At 66.4% G+C, this 17,667-nt stretch carries 17 protein-coding genes; 8 read left to right on the top strand and 9 right to left on the bottom strand.

What is annotated here, in order from left to right; genetic code table 11:
• Window positions 1-49: 49 nt before the first annotated feature.
• Window positions 50-910 carry a phosphoserine phosphatase SerB gene (serB, locus tag ACP696_RS16865; RefSeq protein ID WP_426044068.1) on the top strand — a complete coding sequence of 287 codons (861 nt, stop codon included), beginning with the start codon at window positions 50-52 and terminating at the stop codon, window positions 908-910.
• On the top strand, window positions 907-1,572 hold the full coding sequence (locus ACP696_RS16860) for an HAD family hydrolase (protein ID WP_426044067.1): 666 nt from the start codon (window positions 907-909) through the stop codon (window positions 1,570-1,572). Before serB ends, ACP696_RS16860 begins: the two co-directional genes overlap by 4 nt.
• Here the strand turns inward: ACP696_RS16860 and ACP696_RS16855 are convergent.
• Window positions 1,569-3,905, bottom strand: a complete 2,337-nt coding sequence (locus tag ACP696_RS16855; RefSeq protein ID WP_426044066.1) for a putative bifunctional diguanylate cyclase/phosphodiesterase — start codon at window positions 3,903-3,905, stop codon at window positions 1,569-1,571. The two genes, ACP696_RS16860 and ACP696_RS16855, sit on opposite strands and share 4 nt — an antisense overlap.
• A gap of 8 nt (window positions 3,906-3,913) precedes the next feature.
• Complete coding sequence (locus tag ACP696_RS16850) at window positions 3,914-4,525, bottom strand: methylamine utilization protein (protein WP_426013412.1); 612 nt, start codon at window positions 4,523-4,525, stop codon at window positions 3,914-3,916.
• 178 nt (window positions 4,526-4,703) lie between these two features.
• On the opposite strand from ACP696_RS16850, the gene ACP696_RS16845 reads away from it, so the two are divergent.
• Both ACP696_RS16845 and ACP696_RS16840 read left to right on the top strand, forming a co-directional pair.
• Complete coding sequence (locus ACP696_RS16845; RefSeq protein WP_426044065.1) at window positions 4,704-5,585, top strand: DUF3034 family protein; 882 nt, start codon at window positions 4,704-4,706, stop codon at window positions 5,583-5,585.
• A gap of 7 nt (window positions 5,586-5,592) precedes the next feature.
• Window positions 5,593-6,099, top strand: a complete 507-nt coding sequence (locus ACP696_RS16840; protein ID WP_426013408.1) for a group I truncated hemoglobin — start codon at window positions 5,593-5,595, stop codon at window positions 6,097-6,099.
• A gap of 32 nt (window positions 6,100-6,131) precedes the next feature.
• Here the strand turns inward: ACP696_RS16840 and hflC are convergent, their stop codons facing one another.
• Window positions 6,132-6,977, bottom strand: a complete 846-nt coding sequence (gene hflC, locus ACP696_RS16835; protein ID WP_426013407.1) for a protease modulator HflC — start codon at window positions 6,975-6,977, stop codon at window positions 6,132-6,134.
• Window positions 6,974-8,083: an FtsH protease activity modulator HflK gene (hflK, locus tag ACP696_RS16830; RefSeq protein WP_426013405.1), complete on the bottom strand. Its 1,110-nt coding sequence runs from the start codon at window positions 8,081-8,083 to the stop codon at window positions 6,974-6,976. The genes hflC and hflK overlap by 4 nt, the downstream gene beginning before the upstream one ends.
• A 106-nt stretch (window positions 8,084-8,189) precedes the next feature.
• Here hflK and ACP696_RS16825 point away from each other — a divergent pair, with 106 nt between their 5' ends.
• Window positions 8,190-9,296 (top strand): Mrp/NBP35 family ATP-binding protein, encoded by a 1,107-nt coding sequence (locus ACP696_RS16825; RefSeq protein ID WP_426013789.1) that lies wholly within the window; start codon window positions 8,190-8,192, stop codon window positions 9,294-9,296.
• Window positions 9,297-9,483: 187 nt separating this feature from the next.
• On the opposite strand, the gene ACP696_RS16820 is transcribed toward ACP696_RS16825, so the two are convergent.
• The 5 genes from ACP696_RS16820 to ACP696_RS16800 form a co-directional block, all read right to left on the bottom strand.
• The gene (locus ACP696_RS16820; RefSeq protein WP_426013403.1) at window positions 9,484-10,794 is read right to left on the bottom strand and encodes an outer membrane protein transport protein; all 1,311 of its coding nucleotides are present in this window, start codon (window positions 10,792-10,794) and stop codon (window positions 9,484-9,486) included.
• Window positions 10,795-11,066: 272 nt separating this feature from the next.
• Window positions 11,067-11,975, bottom strand: coding sequence for an SDR family NAD(P)-dependent oxidoreductase (locus ACP696_RS16815; protein WP_426013402.1), 909 nt, complete (start codon window positions 11,973-11,975; stop codon window positions 11,067-11,069).
• 186 nt (window positions 11,976-12,161) lie between these two features.
• Window positions 12,162-13,166 carry an HlyD family secretion protein gene (locus ACP696_RS16810; protein WP_426013401.1) on the bottom strand — a complete coding sequence of 335 codons (1,005 nt, stop codon included), beginning with the start codon at window positions 13,164-13,166 and terminating at the stop codon, window positions 12,162-12,164.
• Between the two features lie 20 nt (window positions 13,167-13,186).
• Window positions 13,187-13,936, bottom strand: coding sequence for an ABC transporter ATP-binding protein (locus tag ACP696_RS16805; protein WP_426013399.1), 750 nt, complete (start codon window positions 13,934-13,936; stop codon window positions 13,187-13,189).
• Entirely contained in the window at window positions 13,933-15,135 is a 1,203-nt protein-coding gene (locus tag ACP696_RS16800; RefSeq protein WP_426013397.1) for an ABC transporter permease, read from the bottom strand. The genes ACP696_RS16805 and ACP696_RS16800 overlap by 4 nt, the downstream gene beginning before the upstream one ends.
• A gap of 311 nt (window positions 15,136-15,446) precedes the next feature.
• On the opposite strand from ACP696_RS16800, the gene ACP696_RS16795 reads away from it, so the two are divergent.
• From ACP696_RS16795 to ACP696_RS16785, 3 genes are all read left to right on the top strand, one after another.
• Complete coding sequence (locus ACP696_RS16795) at window positions 15,447-15,593, top strand: hypothetical protein (protein WP_426044064.1); 147 nt, start codon at window positions 15,447-15,449, stop codon at window positions 15,591-15,593.
• 72 nt (window positions 15,594-15,665) lie between these two features.
• Entirely contained in the window at window positions 15,666-16,175 is a 510-nt protein-coding gene (locus ACP696_RS16790; RefSeq protein WP_426044063.1) for an EF-hand domain-containing protein, read from the top strand.
• A 174-nt stretch (window positions 16,176-16,349) separates the two neighbouring features.
• Window positions 16,350-17,630: a NupC/NupG family nucleoside CNT transporter gene (locus ACP696_RS16785; RefSeq protein ID WP_426013787.1), complete on the top strand. Its 1,281-nt coding sequence runs from the start codon at window positions 16,350-16,352 to the stop codon at window positions 17,628-17,630.
• Window positions 17,631-17,667: the final 37 nt, after the last annotated feature.

Here is a 17,667-nt window from a genome sequence, read left to right as displayed (position 1 = left end):
TGGCCGGTGAAGGTTGATCTCGCCGCCGCAGCAGTCTACGCCCCGCGCCATGGTCCAGATCGCCGTCTTCGTCAGCCCCGACGCCGCCGCTCTGGCGCGCGCCGTTGCCGCCTTTGGTCGGGGCTCGCCAGAGGTTCTCGGCCCCGGCGCCGTCGAGATCGCCGTTGAGGGCGACCTGCCGGCCCTGCACCGCGCGGCGGCCGACGCGGTCCTTGGCCTGCCCGTGGACGTCGCGGTCACGCCTGCCGGTAACCGCCGCAAGCGCCTGCTGATCGCCGACATGGACTCGACCATCATCGGCTGCGAATGCCTGGACGAGTTGGCCGACTTTGCGGGCTTGAAAGCCCAGGTCTCGGAGATCACCGAGCGGGCCATGCGCGGCGAGCTGTTGTTCGAAGGCGCGTTGCGCGAGCGGGTCGGCATGCTCAAAGGCCTGTCGGTCGACGCGCTGCAGTCCTGCTACGATGACCGTGTGCGCCTCAACGCAGGGGCGCGGACCCTGGTCGCCACGATGGCCGCCAACGGCGCACGCTGCGCCCTGGTCTCGGGCGGTTTCACCTTCTTCACCAGCCGCGTTGCGCAGGCGGCCGGCTTCCACCTGAATCGCGCCAACACGTTGATCCAAGCAGGCGGCCTGCTGACGGGCGCGGTCGGTGAGCCGATCCTCGGCAAGGAAGCCAAGCTGGCGGCCTTGCGGGAAGAGACCGCCGCCCTGGGCCTGACTCCGGCCGACGCCCTGGCCGTGGGCGATGGGGCGAACGACCTGGCGATGATCGAGGCGGCCGGTCTGGGTGTCGCCTACCGCGCCAAGCCGATCGTCGCCGCCCAGGCCCATGCAAAGATCGACCACGCCGACCTGACGGCGCTGCTCTACTTCCAGGGCTATAGGGCCTCGGAGTTCGTTTCTTGACCTTCCCGCGTAGCGTTCAGGCGGTGGTCTTCGACATGGACGGCCTGTTGCTCGACACCGAGACGGTCTACCAGGCCGCGATGATCGAGGCGGGCCAAGCGTTCGGCATCGATTTCTCGGCGGCGACCTATCAGTCGATGGTCGGCAAGACCAACCCGGAGTGCGCGCGCATGCTCCGCAATCTTTACGGCCCGGACTTCCCGGTCGAGGCCTATTTCAAGCGCACCTGGGGCGACGTCGAGATCCTGCTCGAGGCCGAGGTGCGGTTGAAGACCGGGGTGATGGAGATCCTCGACTATCTGGACGCCTTGGGCCTGCCGCGCGCCATCGCCACCTCCAACAGTCGCGAATCAGTGGAGCGCTATCTGGGGCGCTTTGACCTGGTGAAGCGCTTCCACGCGGTGGTCGCCAACGCCGACGTCCAGCGCCACAAGCCGCATCCGGATCCCTACCTGGAGGCCGCGCGGCGATTGGGCGTGGACCCGACCCTGTGCCTGGCGCTCGAGGACTCGCACCCGGGCGTGCGGGCGGCGCACGCGGCGGGGATGATGACGATCATGGTGCCTGACATCCTCGATCCGAACGACGAGATGCATGACAAGTGCGTGCACGTGGCCGAGAGCCTGCACGTGGTGCTGGAGCTGTTGAAGGCGACAGCCTAAGCCCTCAGCGCCTCGTCGCCAGCCACGACTTCCCCACTCCAATCCGCCAGGAATTCCACCAGGGCCTCCAATCCCATCGGCTTGGCGATGTGATACCCCTGGGCCAGGTCGCAGCCCATCACCTGTAGCATGGCCAAGGCTTCGCGGCTCTCGACGCCCTCGGCGGTGACTTTCAGGCCCAGGCTGTGGGCGAGGTCGATGGTGGACTTCACCAGCAGGGCGTCCTTGCCGTCCTTTTCCAGCGACAGCACGAAGGCCTTGTCGATCTTCAGTTCGTCGGCGCTGATCTGCTTGAGATAAGCGAGGGACGACAGGCCCGAGCCGTAGTCATCTATCGAGACGGCGATGCCGGCGGCGCTCAGCTTGTCGAGCACGCCCAGCGCCACGTCGGGATTGCCGATCACGGCGGTCTCGGTGATCTCGAAGCAGAACCGCGCGCCGGAGGCCGCGACCTTCTCGATAGCGCGATTGGCGAATTCGGAATCGTCGATCAGGCGACCGGAGATGTTGATCGACATCAGAACATCGTGGCCGACCTCGCGCAGGGCCTTTTGATCGAGGATGGCCTGGTCGAGCACGCATTCGGTCAGGGCGCGGATATGGCCGGTTTCCTCTGCCATGCCGACGAACAGGTCGGGGCGCAGCAGGCCGCGCGTCGGGTGGTTCCAGCGCACCAGGGCCTCGACGCCGGTGATCGCGCCGCTGCGCAGGTCGAGTTTCGGCTGGTGATTGAGGAAGAGCGCGCCGGTCGTCACACCCTGAAGCATTTCGCTCATCAGGGAGAGGTTGCCGGCCGGGTCGCCATAGGCCACGGCGTCGAAGACCGCCACCTTGCGGCCGCTGGTCCGGGCCTGGTCCAGGGCGATCATCGCGTGCTCAATCAAGCACAGGGCGTCCATCTCGCCGGCTTGGGCGCCGGCCAAGCCGTTGCTCATGTGCACATCGACCAGCTCGCCGCCCAGGCGCACGGGCGCCGACAGATCGCCCAGCGCGCGCGTGACCATGGGAAGGGCGGTCTGCACGTCGGTAATGTCGGAAATCACGCAAAGGGTCGAGGTGGTGAGGCGCGCCACCATCACGGCAGGATGCAGCGCGCGGACGCGCGCCCCGACTTCGGTCACCAGTTGAGTGAACAAGGCGTAGCCGATGGCTCCGCGCAATAGAGTGAAGCGGTCCAGGCCCAAGGCGCCGACCACCACCTGCTGGCCGGGTTTGAGGCGGGCCATGCGGGCCTCGATCTCGCGTTCGGCCGCCAGGCGGTTGGGCAGGCCGGTCTCGGCGTCGTGCAGGGCTAGCTCGGTGATCCGGTGCTCGCGCTCGCGAATCTCGGCGGCCATCAGGTTGAAGCTGTCCGACAGGCGGCCGATCTCGTCGCTGGAGCGCACGTCCACATGAACGTCCTCGCCCCGTTGCAAACGCCGGGCGGCGTCGTCCAGGGCGATTAGCGGCTTGGCGATGTCGCGCGACAGGGCCCAGCTGGCGGCGACCACCAGGGCCGCGCTGATCAGACCGGCGATGATCACCGCAGCCATCAAGGGGCGGTAGGGCGCCATGGCCAGGGCCATGGGATAGCGCAGCACCAAGGCGGCCGGGGTCTGGCCATCCAGGGTCTTCAGCCGCTTGATCAACACCAGGTTGTCGCCGGTCGCGGTGCGCAGGCGATGGGGCGAGGCGATGGTCTGGCCCATTTCCCTGGCGACGAAAGCGCTCATCGCGTTGCTGTCGGCGGTCTTGTCGGTGGTCACCCAGGTCTCGCCGCGGCGGTCGAACACCTGAGCCTCCAAGCGGATCGCCGACAGTCGTTCCAGGGCGGTCATCTCGCGATCGTCGAGGCGGGCGCCAAACACGATCCACCCGGTGAGGGTGGGCGACATGACGGGGGCCGAGATCAGCTGGTAGGGCGCGCCGTCAACCACGAACACGCCTTGGGCGCCGTCTTCATGGTCCAGGGCGCTCCACAGTTTCTCGATATCGACCGTGCTCGGGTCGGTCCCGACGACGACGCCATCGACTCCGACCATGAAGGCCAGGTCCAGGCCCATGCGGGCGCGCAGGTTGGTCACCGCCGACTGCACCGTCGGCATGTCCTGGGTCGCTACGGCGGCGCGGAAGCCGAAGTCGCGCGACAGCAATTCCGCGCCATCGTGAAGGCGCTGGGTCCGCAAGGCCCAGACGCTGTCGAACACCGTACCGGTCGAGGCTAGCTCCTTGCGGACCTGCGACTGGGCGTTGCCGGCGATGGTCAGATAGACGCTCACCGCCACAAGGCTCAGGGCCAGGGCGAACAGTCCCGCATAGAGCACGGTCAGCTTGGTCTGGAGGCGGTTGAACATGCCTGGGCTCAGTGTCCCGTTGCGCGCAGTTCGAGGGTGACGGTCTCGCGCGCCACGCCGCGAACGGCGCTTGTGGTCAGCGTCTTCTCGTTCTTCGGCGCGCGCAGATAGGGGTGCCAGACCTTGGCCACGACCGGCCCGTCCGGGATCCCATGGACCACCGCATTGCCGTTGGCGTCGCTCTTGGCGGCGTAGGCGGTGTCGACCACCTTGATAAAGCCGACCATCTGGTCGTGGATGTTGCAGCCGATAGCGGCCACGCCGACCGCGGGCAGCTTGACGTTGCGGTTCTCTTCGCGGCCGTAGAGCTTCAGCTCGAACTTGTTGCCGGCCGAGAACGAATAGACGTGGTGGCGCACCTTGTCGAAGTTGGGGAACGACACCTCGGCTCCCGCCGGCACGATCAGCACGAACGGATTGAACTGGATGTTCTGCTGCGCGACCCGGTAGGGCCAGTCGAACTTGATCGGACCCTTGGTCGGCTGGCCGTTCGGATAGACAGTGACAACGGCATCCGGAATGGGCTTGCCGTCAGCCCCGCGCACCGAAACCGTCAGGTCGGCGGCTTGAGCGGAGCCCGCGAACATTGCAACCAAAAAGAGCACGGGTGCGAATTTCATGGCTCTGCTTAGCGCGGCCGCCGTGAAATCCCTGTTAACACCCGGTGGCCCCCTCTCGGCAAGCACATGCGACAACTTGTCATGGTCAAGGTTCTGTAAAGTCTTGTCAGGGATGCTCTCGCGTGGATTTTGGCGACGTCGTTCGAACGACGTGACGCTAACGGCCAAAGGGGGCGTCATGCGATCGACACTGTTGGGACTGGCTGTCGCCGTTGTGGCGCTTGGCCTAGGCGTCGGCGCGGCGGGCGCCGAGGAGATGGAGCCGGGCGGCAAGCTGCTGCTCACCGGCGGCGTCAGCGCCTTGGAAGGCGGCGCGGGCGGCGGGTTATCGACCTGGGCCCTGATCGGCGGCAACGAGACCTCGCGCGGTGTCGGCGGTAGTGTGCACGCCACCTATGTCAACGTGCCCGACTACGAGCTGCGCTCGGTCGGCGGGGCCGTCGGCCTGTTCGATCGGATCGAGCTGTCGATCGCCCGGCAGGAGTTCGACACCGGCGAGACCGGGGCCAGGTTGGGCCTGGGCAAGGGCTTCACCTTCAAGCAAGACATCATCGGCGTGAAGGTCCGCCTGGTTGGCGACGTGGTCTATGACCAGGACACCTGGCTGCCGCAGATCGCCGTCGGTGTTCAGGCCAAGCAAAACAATCAGGGCGCCATCATCCACGCCATTGGCGGCAAGGACGATGACGGGGTCGACTACTATGTCGCGGCGACCAAGCTGCTGCTGAATTACAGCCTGGTGTTGAACGGCACGGCGCGGCTGACCAAGGCCAACCAGACCGGCCTGCTGGGCTTCGGCGGCGACAGGAACGACAGCTACAAAACTCAGTTCGAGGGCTCGGCCGGCTATCTGGTCAGCAAGCGCCTGCTGGTCGGGGCCGAGTATCGCACCAAGCCCGACAATCTCGGGTTCGCCAAGGAAAACGACTGGGCCGACGTGTTCGTGGCCTATGCGTTCAGCAAGACCCTATCGTTGACGGCGGCCTATGCCGATCTCGGCTCGATTGCCACCTTCAAGAACCAGCGTGGCCTCTATGTCTCGCTGCAGGCCGGCTTTTAGGGATCACATGACCATGCGTCTCATCGCCCTGGCCGCGACGGCCTTTTCGCTCACGCTCTCCAACGCGGCGCTCGCCCAGACCGTCCCGCCCGGCGAGATAGCGGTGGATCCTTACATCCAGTCCAACGCCAACGCCGGCGCGACGCCGATGAAGGACGCCAGCGTCTTCAAGGCGTTCCACGGCAAGGAGGGACTGGTGCGGATCACCAGCGACCTAGTTGATCGCAACCTGGCCGATCCGCGCATCAAGGACGTCTTCGCCACGGCCGACATCGTCCGCCTGAAGCGCACCCTGGCCGAGCAGTTCTGCTACATCCTTGATGGAGGGTGCGACTACACCGGCAAGGACATGAGCGCCTCGCACAAGGACCAGGGCATCACGCCGCGCGACTTCAACGCCCTGGTCGAGAACCTGCAATGGGCGATGGACAAGGAACGCGTGCCCTTCGCTGCCCAGAACAAGCTCCTGGCCAAGCTGGCCCCGATGAGCCGGCAGGCGATCGAGCGGCGGTAGTTTCCTTCTCCCGCAAGGGGAGAAGGAAGGATCTACCCAGCCGGGCCCTTCGCGAAATATTTGAAGAACGCGCTGTCGGGAGACAGCACCAGCGTCGTGTCGCCCTTGCCCAGGGCCGCCTCATAGGCCTGCATAGAGCGGTAGAACGAGGCGAAGCCGGGGTCGCGGCCGAAGCTGGCGGCGAACATCTGGGCGCGCCGGGCGTCGGCGTCGCCACGGATTTTTTCGGCCTCCTCATAGGCGGTCGCGACGATCTCGCGGCGGCGCTGCTCGCCGATGGCGCGCAACTGGGCGGCCTCCTGCTTGCGGGCCGTCTGCATGCGCTCGAACACCGCCTGTTCGTTGGCCGGCGGCAGGTCGGCGCGCTTGATGCGCACGTCGATGATCTGCACGCCGAGATCGGAGGCGGCGACCTGGCGGGCGACCTTGGCGCGGATGGCGGCCATGATCTGCGCCCGCTTGCCTGCGATGACGTCTTCCGAGTTCGAGCGGCCGACCTCCTCGCGCAGGGCGGCGTTGATGATGCTCTCCAGGCGGTCGGTGGCGACGCTTTCCTGGCCGAGGGTGCGGTAGAACTGGCGCGGGTCGGTGATGCGGTAGCGGACGAAGGCGTTGACCACCAGCCGCTCCTGGTCGGCGGCTGTGACCTCTTCCTCGTTGGCGTTGAGGTCGATATTGCGCTTGTCGAACCGCAGCACCGTCTCGAAGGGGCTCTTCATGTGCAGGCCGGGCGTCAGCACCGTGCGCACGGGATCGCCGAAGCGGATCACCAGGGCCTGTTGCCGCTGATCGACCTGGAACAGGACGAAATTGGCCAGGATCAGCGCGGATAAGGCGGCGACGCCAGCGAAGATGGTCGTACCGTTGAGGCGGTTCATCGGACGGCTCCCTCGGCGGCGTTGGCATTGGGCGCGGACGTCCGGGGGCGGAAGGTCTCGGACGGCAGGATCACGGGGGCGTTGGCGCCCTTGCTGTCGATGATCACCTTGTTGGAGTTGGCCAGCACCCGCTGCATGGTCTCGATATAGAGTCGTTCGCGGGTCACGGCCGGCGCCAGCTTGTACTGCTCGTACACCTGGTTGAAGCGCGCCGCGTCGCCCGAGGCTTCGCGCACCACCTGTTCGCGATAGCCGAGCGCCGCCTGGGTAATCTGCGCCGCCTCACCGCCAGCGTTGTTGGCGGCCGACTGGGCGTTCTGGGCGGCGCGCTGGACGTCGCGATAGGCTTCCAGCACCGGGCCGGGCGTCGTGGCGGTCTGGATGTTGACGTTCTGGATCGAGACGCCGATGTCGTAGCGGTCCAGGATTTGCTGCATCAGCCGCTTGGTCTCGTCCTGCACCCGGCCGCGACCGGTGGTGAGGATCGGGGTGAGGGCGGTCTTGCCGACCACTTCGCGCATGGCGCTTTCGGCGACGTCCTTGATCAGGCCATCAGGCTCGCGGACGTTGAAGGTGTATCTCGCCGCGTCCATGACCCGCCACTGCACCGTGAAGCTGAGATCGACGATATTCTCGTCACCGGTCAGCATCAGGCGCTCGTCCGGCACCGGCGCCGCAGCCGTACCGCCGACGTCGAGGGCCTGGGTGGTGGTGAACGGCACCAGTTCCGCTTGCTCGAAAGGGAAGGGCAGGTGGTAGCGCAGGCCGGGGCCGGCGGTGCGGGTATAGGCGCCGAAGGTGGTGATCACCGCCTGCTCCTTGGGCTGCACGACATAGCAGCCTGACAGCGCCCAGAGGCTGGCGACGGCCGCGACCGAGACCACGATGGCGCGCGACCGGCCTGGGCCGTTGAAGGTCTGGCGCAGGCGCTCCGAGACGCGATCGACGATGGCGTTGACGTCGAAAGGCGCGGGTGGGCCGCCGGGGCCCTTGGGACCGCCGCCGGGGCGTGGTCCTTCGATCTTGGGCTTGTCGCCGTCCTTCTTGCCGTCGTTAGGCGGCGGGGATCCCCAGGGACCGGGGCCTGCATTGTCGTTCCAGGGCATGGGCGGCGTCGACTTCCCGTCACTACTTGGGCGGGGTTGTAAAGCTAGCCCCGCACGCGGATATGAGAGCCCTCGCACCACAAGGCAAGACAAACACGTGACCGCAGTGCTTCCCGCCACCCTCGATGACGCCCGCGCGGCGCTGGATCGGGTCGTCGATCCGGTGTCCGGCGAGGGCTTGGTGGCCGCCGGTCTGGTGCAGGGACTGGTGTTACGCGCAGGCCGGGCGGGTTTTATGCTGGAGGTCCCGGCCTCGCAGGCAGCGACCTATGGCCCAGTGCGCGAGGCGGCAGAAAAGATCCTGGCGGCCCTGGCCGGTGTTGAGGTGGCCCAAGTGGTTCTGACGGCCCAGGCCGCCGAAGGCGCGACCCGGGTGCGCAAGGGCGCTTCGGTCAGAGAGGACAAGCAGGCGCGTCTTGTCCCGCCGCCGGAGGCCGAGAAGCCCGTCCATGTGAAGCACGTGATCGCCGTGGCGTCTGGCAAGGGCGGGGTGGGCAAGTCCACTGTCGCCACCAACCTGGCCTGCGCCTTCGCGGCCCAGGGCCTGAGGGTCGGCCTGCTTGACGCCGACGTCTATGGCCCCTCGGCCCCCCGAATGATGGGCGTGGACGGCGAGCCCAGCTTCGAGGACGGCAAGCTGCAGCCTCTGGTCGCCCATGGGATCAGGCTGATGTCGATCGGCTTCCTGGTCGATGAGGGCAAGGCGATGATCTGGCGCGGGCCGATGGCCTCGTCGGCGGTGCGTCAGATGATTCACGACGTGGCCTGGGGCAGCGAAGCCGCGCCGCTGGACGTGCTGGTTGTCGACCTGCCGCCCGGCACCGGCGACATCCAGCTGACCCTGGTGCAGAAGCTGCGGATCGACGGTGTGGTGCTGGTGACGACCCCGCAGGAGATCGCCCTGATCGACGTTCGCCGGGCGGCGGTGATGTTTGGCAAGACGGCGACCCCGATCCTGGGCTTGATCGAGAACATGGCCTTCTTCGCCGATCCGACGACCGGCGCCCCGATCCCGATCTTCGGAACGGGAGGTGGCGTGGCCGAGGCAAAGACGCTGGACGTCGCGTTGCTGGCTCAGATTCCGATCGAGATCGCCGTCCGCGAGGCCGGCGACGCCGGGACGCCGGTGGTGTTGCGTGCGCCCGGCAGCGCGGCGGCCAGGGCGTTCACCGAGGCGGCGCGGGCATTGTGGACCACTGTCGGGCAGGGCTGATCTCCACGTCCCCCTATGGTGGAGGCGGCCGAAGGCCGGTGGGGGGAGTGTTGGGGCGTCACATTATCTGCCGATAGCTCCCCCCTCCGTCGGCTTCGCCGACACCTCCCCCCCCGAGAGGGAGGACTTAGAAAAACGGCCGCCCGGGTTGCTCCGGGCGGCCGCGTTCTAGCCAATCAGGCCAAGCTTAGAAGCTGTAGCGCAAACCGGTCGAGATGACCGCCGCCGAACCGCCGACGTCGCCCCTGAGGTTCAAGGTCGTCGCCGCCGCAGTGCCGGCGAAGATCGTTTCGGTGCGGTTGATCTTGGTGTCTTCGAAGGTGATGTACGACAGGGCCGCATCCCACTTGATGGACGGGGTCGCTTGCCAGGTGGCGCCGGTTGCATAGACCATCCGGTCGCCGTCCGGTACGCGGGCGGTGCGGCCCAGGTCCGGGGTCGGGGTCGGGTCGTACTGCACGCCGGCCCGCAGGGTCAGCTTCGGCGAAGCCTGGTAGTCGACGCCGACCGCCACCGTGGTGGTGTCCTTGTAGTTCTGGGCGCTGACATTGCCGCCGCCCGGATAGCTGACGACGATCTTGTCGAACTCGCTCCAGCCGATGCGCGACACCGACAGGTTCAGGGTCGTCTTGTCGTTTACCGCCCAGCGGGCGCCGACATTGGCCATCCACGGCGTGGTGATCGTGGCCTTACCGTCGGTGTTGACATTGGCGCCGGCCAGCGGACCCACCAAGCCCGAGACCACGACGTGGCCATCCAGCTTGTGATCGATCTTCGAGCGATACGACGCGCCGAAGGTCAGGGCCGGCGAGGCGTGGAACTGGGCGCCGACGTTCCAGCCGTAATCCCAATTGCCATCACCCTTCAGCGATGACGAGCCATCGGCCAGCAGGGGCGACAGGTTCGGCAGCGCCGAGGTCAGTTCGGCGTCGGTATATTGCGCCGAAACACCCATGCCGAGGTCGAGCATGTCATTGAGGCGATAAGCCACCGCACCATTGACGTCGATCGTGGTCAGGCTGGACTTCAGGGCGTCGTAGCGGGTCCAACTGCGGGTGTTGTAGTCGGTGGTGAAGTTGTAGGGCGCGGCCGCGGTCAGGCCGACGGCCAGCTTGTCGGTGATGCGGAAGGCCGCGGCGAAGTTGGGCACGACGCCGTTGTTGATCGGGCCAGGCGAACGCGGCTCGCCGCCGACCGGGGTGGTCAGGCCGCCGGGGATCACGGGACGGGTCAGGGTCGAGCCGCTGTCATTGACGTCGGAATCGACTTGGATCAGGTGCAGACCGCCATAGATCTCGCTCTGTTCGAGACCGGCGATGGCGGCGGGGTTCCACCAGAGGCTGGCGGCGCCGCGGTCGGCGACCTCGCCCGAATAGGCGCGACCGGCGCCACGCACCGATTGTTCCTGGAGATAGAATGCCGAAGCCGAGGCCTGGGAGGCGACAACCATGGCGGCAAGGGCCACGCCGGCGGCGAGGCAAGTACGCGAGAGAGACATGAGACGACCTTCTGGGGAGGAAGAGCCGGCGTCCTTGGATGGCGCCGATTGGCGTCGCTCTAACGCATTTAGTCAAAAACCGTTGCTATTTATTCCTGTAACAATGAATTTTGTGCCCTGCGTTCAAAGAACGCCTGACTTTAAAGCCGTTACTTATTTCGTCGTTATGTCAGAAAGTGCCATAGTTGCCTGGAAAAGGCGCGATGTGGCTAGCCGTAGGGGGCTGTTCCTTGGCCACAATCGCGCCCTATTCAACTTAAGCTCAAGCTAACCTACCCGCCAGCCATCTTGCGGAAGAACTTCTGGCCCTGTTCGCCGCCGTTGAAATAGGCCTTCTGGCCATCCTCTGCGGCGATCTGGCCCCAGCAGTCGCGCACTTCTTCGGCCGACAATCCGCCTTCACCCAGATAGACGCCTTCGGTCTCGTAGATCCGCGACAGGGCGAAGGCGCCGGCGCCGGCGGTCAGGATCGCGCCCGTCGGGGCGTCTTCCGACACCAGATAGACGACACCCGGCGTCACATATTCCGGCTTCAGCTTCTCCAGCACTTCGGGCGGCATCAAGCCTTCGGTCATGCGGGTGGCGGCGACCGGGCTGATGGCGTTGATCTTGATGTTGTTCTTGCCGCCTTCCAGCTTCAGCGTGTTCATCAGGCCCAGAACCGCCATCTTGGCCGCGCCGTAATTGCTCTGGCCGAAATTGCCATACATGCCCGAGGACGAGGTGGTGACGACGATGCGGCCGTAGTTCTGGGCCTTCATGATGTCCCACACGGCCTTGATAGGCTTGAAGGTGCCGAACACATGGACCTGGATCACGGCCTCGAAGTCGGCCAGCTCCATCTTGGTCAGGGTTCGATCGCGAAGGATGCCGGCGTTGGCGACGAGGATGTCGATCCGGCCCCACTTTTCCATCGTGGTCTTCACAAGATCAGCGACGCCGGCGTCGTCGGTAACGGAAGCGCCATGGGCGATGGCCTCGCCGCCCGCGGCTTCGATTTCCTTGACCACGTTCAAGGCCGCGTCAGATGAGCCGCCCGAACCATCGACACTGCCGCCTAGATCATTGATCACGACCTTGGCGCCGCGCCGCGCCAGCTCCAGCGCATGCTGTCGGCCCAGGCCGCCGCCGGCCCCTGTCACGATCGCCACCTGACCGTCGAACCGGATGTCGTCCGCCATGTTCGTATCTCCCTCAAACGCGTGTTTGGTTTGGCGCGTTTGTGCGGCGCGAGAGACAGAGCGTCAAGAGAGGCGTGTCCTCCGAGGGACCGCTGCGCGGGCGCCTCGGGATGGGGAGCGCTGTTGCTCTGGATTCCTCATCCTGAGGTGCGAAGCGAAGCCGAGCCTCGAAGGACGCACCGCGCGCTACGCCTTCTGCTTTTCGCCCCCGGCCACCGGCGGCTTAGGCTGGTCGCGCTTGATGCCGGCCTTTTGGCCCGGCTTCATGAACTTAACCAGCACGCGCTGGCCGACCAACAGCGGGGCGCCGTCGGCGGTGACAACCACCTCGACCACGCGCTCGTCGCTGCGCTGGCTGGGGTCGTCCGAGGACAGCTTGCGCGCCCCGAACACGACGGCTCGTCGCAGCACCTTGCCGACATAGGTTTTGGTGGGGTCGCCCTCGGGCTGGATCTCGATCTCCTGGCCGACGGCGACATTAGGGATGTCTGCCTCGACGATCTCGGCGCGGACGATGCGGGCGGTCTGCGGTTCCAGGTCGAACATCGGAGTGACGTTCAGGGTCGAGACGCCGGCCCCGGGATTGGCGTAGCGGCGGGCGATGCGGCCGTTCGCCGGGGCGCGGATCACCGTCAGTTCCTGGTTGTAGCGGGCCTGGGCCAACTGGGCGGAGGTCACCTGGATGGCGGCCTGTTGGGCGGCGATGTTGGCGTTGGCCGCGGCGATCTGGTCCTGGGCCGCGTCGAGCCGCTGGCCGGCCACGAAATTGGCCGTCGACAGGGTCTGCAGGCGCTTGAATTCGCGCTGGCCGGTGCGCAACTGCACCTGATAGACGGCGATCTGGGCGCGGGCCGAGGCCAGGCCGGCCTCGGCGGTGGCGGCGGCCAGGCGGGCGTCGTCGTCTTCCTGCTTGGCCAAGGGCTGGCCGGCGACCACGTCCTGGCCTTCCTGCACGTACACCTCTCGGACGATGCCCTGGCGGCGCGCGGCCACCTGGATGATTCCGCCCTCAACGTCAGCCTTGCCGTTGGCGATGGCGCCGTAGGGGCTGGGCTCCTCCTGGGCGGCGGCGATCTCGAGCTTCTTCTTCTTCTCTGCCGCCTGGCCCTTCATGAAGAACACGCCGCCGACCACGGCGGCGATGATCACGATGACGATCCAGAAGGCGGGACGACGCAGGAACGCGGGCATTTGGCAGTTTCCCCAGAAAGTCAGTGGCTAAGCGGCGCGGGATTGGCGTCGGGCGTTCTACGCACGTCGTCCAGGATCCGGCCGTCTTCGATGTGGATGACGCGGTCGGCATAGGCCTCGAGGCGCGGGTCGTGGGTGACGCAGATCACGGCCGCGCCGCGATCGGTGGCGGCGGCGCGCAGCAGGCGGATGACGATCTCGCCGCTTTTCCCGTCTAGCGCTGAGGTGGGCTCGTCGGCGAAGATCAGGTTGGGGTTCTTGGCCAGGGCGCGGGCGATGGCGACGCGCTGCTTCTCGCCGCCCGACAGTTCCGACGGCCGCTGGTTGACGCGCGGGCCAAGGCCCACCTCTTCCAGCGCCGCCTGGGCGCGGCGGGCGCATTCGCCCTTGCCGACACCCTGGTACTTCAGGGCCGTCATCACTTGCTGCTTGGCGGTGAGGGCGGGGAACAGGTTGAAGCCCTGAAAGATGAAGCCGCAGTGATCGAGGCGGAACTTGTCGATCTTGCCCGCCGGCAGCTGCCACAGATCCTTGGCCTCTAGCGCCGAGACCTTGCCCTCGTCGGGACGGAGCAGGCCCGACAGGGCGGCCACGAGGGTCGACTTGCCCGAGCCCGACGGCCCCATGACCATGGTCACGTCGCCATGCTTGGCGTCGAAATCCACGCCCTTGAGCACCTCGATGAAGGTGCGGCCGGTCTTGAAGCGCTTGACCAGTTGCGTGGCCGAGAGGGCGCTCTCGCCGCGCTTGTGGCTGTGATCGGCGATCATCGCAGGAGGTCCGCAGGTTGGCTGTTTTTCAGGACGCCCAGCGACAGGAAGCCGGACAGCATGGCGATCAGGATCAGGAACACCGCGACCACGCCGACCAGTACGGGTGGGAAAGACATCGGCACGCCGCCGGCCGTGGCGACCAGCGAAACCAGCCAGGTCAGCAGGGCGGAGGCGAACACGCCGACGATCCCGACCCAGAAGCTGAGCTCCAGGACGATGTTACGCAGGTCGCCGATCGACACCCCCAGAGCGCGAAGCGAGGCGAACTCCTTGATATTGGCCATGATCGCCCCGCGCAGGGTCTGCCAGGTGATGACCACCCCGATCAGCAGTCCCAGGAAGGCCGAGAAGCCCAGGATAATCCCGATGATCTGGTCGTCGAGCATGGCCCCGGAATTGGCGTCGGCCAGTTCCTGGCGGGTCCAGGCGCGAAACTGGCCGTCGCCCTTCTTGTTGAGCTGGGCGGCGACGATCTCGGAGCGGGCCGGATCGCGGATCTGCACCATCAGCGGGCCGACGCGCTGGCCGGTGTCGGCCTCGCCCAACATCCGCAGGGTGTCGCGCGACATCACCAGCGTCGGTTGGATAATGTTGGGATAGCCGGTGGTGACCACGCCTATGGTGACGGTCTTGCCGTTGTAGATGGCCTTGTCGCCCTTCTTGACCCCCAGGCGCTTGAGAGCGGTCTGATCGACCGCAACCGCGAACGGCTGGCGCAGGGCCTCGATCATGGTCTCGCTATAGTCGGTCGGCACGGTGACGAAGCCCGGAATCGCGTCGATCACCGTGACGTTGACGAACTCGCTCTTGCGACCGCCGCCAGCGACCTTGTTGCCGCCCTTGGCGGCCTGCTTGGCGCGGGCGTCGGCCTTGGCCTGGTCCTCGGGCGACAGGATGTTCTGGAACCGGCCGCCGGAGCCGTCGAGGGGCGCGACCTGAACGACCTCGGGGTGGCTGTAGACCAGGGGGATCATCCGCCGAGGCAGGCCAGAAGGGCCGCCGAACAACGCCTTGGCGCCGGGGCCCAACACCATGATGTCGGCGCGGGAGCGGTCGATCTGGGCGGTGAAGCCCTTGCCGATGCCGACGAAGATGCCGACCTGGGCCAACACCAGCAAGCCGGAGAACGCCAGGGCGACAACAGCCGCCATGTATCTACGCCACTCGTACAACAGTGTGGCCAAGGCCAACGACATGCGCGCTACGCTCCACCCCAATCAAGGGTTGCAGCAATGGACGGCGATCTTCAAGCGGCCAAGTTAAATCGAGGTAAGGCGAGCGAAGCGCGTTCCGCGACCGCCGGTTTGCACGATTTGGCGGCCTCGCGCCGAAGCTGTCGATACGCGGCGCCGCGCCCCTTAGGCCGGTTGTCGCGTCGAGGGCGAGCTTTGTATCGGTGGCGTAACAAATTGAAAAACGGCATGTTTTTCGCATATCGAACGACCGCGTCGGCGAATCCGGCGCGGGCGTGCGGCGCAGGGGCCGGCGCTCTCATCGCAAGGAGAGCATGATGACCATCTCCACCGTGGGGTCTTCCTCGCTATTGCAGCAACTGCTGCAGGCCAGAGCGGCCGCGTCCTCCCAAACCGCCAATGACGACGACGCCTCCAGCCCGTTCCAGGCCACCGGGCAGAACATGCCGACCGGCGGCTAGAACGGTTCGCCGCCGCCGGTGCAGGGCTGGTCCTCGTCAAGTCAAGGTTTCAGCGCCGACACATTAGCGTCGTTGCTTTCAACCCAGAAGACCAGCCAGACCGACCGCGCCGCCTCGATGTTCGCCGACGCCGACGCCGACGCCGACGGCGACGGCGACGGCACGGTCACCGCCGATGAACTGTCGATCGCCATGGCCGCCCACGCGCCCAAGGACCTGCCATCGGATGCGCCCAGCGCCACTGACATGGCGGCGAACATGCTCGCCGAGGGCGATTCGGATGGCGATGGCTCGCTTTCGCTCAGCGAGTTCCAGGCCATGAAGCCGCAGGGTGGCCCGCATGGCCCGCACGGTCCGCCGCCCAGCGACGACTCCAGCGCCAGCACACAGGCCTCGACCTCGACCTCGACCGACGCCGCCGACCTGAACGGCGACGGCGTGGTCTCGGCCAGCGAATTGGCCACGAGCCTGACCTCGTCCTTCGACAAGCTGGGCTCGGAGGTCTCCAGCGACGCGTCGGACCTGATGCAGAAACTGTTGGCCCAACTGACCAGCAACCTGAGCAGTTCGACCACCTCCTAAGCGACTTCGGTCGACATCGCCGCCTAAGGCCCCGCGCCCGAGGGGCGAGCAGAACGCTCGGCCCCTACGGTTCTCCGCGCATAGCGCTTGCGCCCCGTCGCTTAATCATAGTCATTTGGCCCCTTGGACGGCGTCGCGGGGGCGTCGCCGCATCAGTTAAGGTCCTCAGTCTTGATCTTCCTTCCCGAGAACGTCCAAGCCCTGGCGGGCGTGGCGCTGATCCTCGGCCTTTGCTGGCTCGTCTCCGAGAACCGCAAGCGCTTCCCGTTCGTGCTGGCTGTCTGCGCCATCGCCATCCAGCTGATCCTGGTCTTCGTACTGTTCAAATTGCCCGCGACCCGCAACGCGCTGCAGGGCGTCAATGGCGCCGTCGAGGGGCTGGCTTCGTCGACCCAGGCCGGCACCAACTTCGTGTTCGGCTATCTGTCGGGCACGACGCCGCCCTATGCCGAGACCAATCCCGGCGCTGGCTTCCTGTTCGCCTTCCGCGTGATGCCGGTGATTCTGGTGGTCTGCGCCCTGTCGGCGCTGCTGTGGCACTGGGGCATTCTGAAGCTGATGGCCAAGGGCCTGGGCTTTCTGTTTCAGAAAACACTGGGCCTGCGCGGCCCGCCGGCCCTGGCCACCGCCGCCACCATCTTCATGGGCCAGATCGAAGGACCCATCTTCATCCGCGCCTATCTGGAGCGTTTGACCCGCTCGGAGCTGTTCATGCTGATCGCGGTCGGCATGGCCTGCGTCTCGGGCTCGACCATGGTGGCCTACGCCACCATCCTGCACGACGTCTTGCCCAACGCCGCCGCCCACGTGTTGGCCGCCTCGCTGATCTCGGCCCCGGCCGGGGTGCTCCTGGCCCGGATCATGGTGCCCGGCGATCCCAGCGAGAAGTCCGAAGACCTGGACCTGGCCGAGGAAGACAAGACCTATGGGAGCTCGATAGACGCGGTGATGAAGGGCACCACCGACGGGCTGCAGATCGCGCTGAACGTTGGCGCCACCCTGATCGTCTTCATCGCCCTGGCCACCATGGTCGACAAGATCCTGTTCGCCCTACCCATGGTGGGGGGCGAGCATCTGAGCATCGCCCGGGTGCTGGGCGTCGTCTTCGCGCCCCTGGCCTGGTCGATGGGCATCCCCTGGAAGGAAGCCGGCAGCGCCGGCGGCCTGCTGGGCGTCAAGCTGATCCTCACTGAGTTTACGGCCTTCATCCAGCTGGCCAAGACCGGGCCGGAACTGCTGGATCCCCGCACGCGGATCATCATGACCTACGCCCTGTGCGGCTTCGCCAACATCGGCTCTGTCGGCATGAACGTCGCCGGCTTCTCGGTGCTGGTGCCAGAGCGTCGACAAGAGGTGCTGGGCCTGGTCTGGAAGGCGATGATGGCCGGCTTCCTGGCCACCTGCCTGACCGGTTCGCTGATCGGCCTGATGCCGCGGGCCTGGTTCGGGTTGTAAGGGCCTTTCCTTCCTAGGCGGAACTAAAGCATCCTCC

Source organism: Caulobacter sp. DWR3-1-2 (genome assembly GCF_049896225.1).
Lineage (GTDB): Bacteria > Pseudomonadota > Alphaproteobacteria > Caulobacterales > Caulobacteraceae > Caulobacter.
Note: the sequence above shows the minus strand (reverse complement) of the source record. Positions and strands in the feature narration are given on the sequence as shown.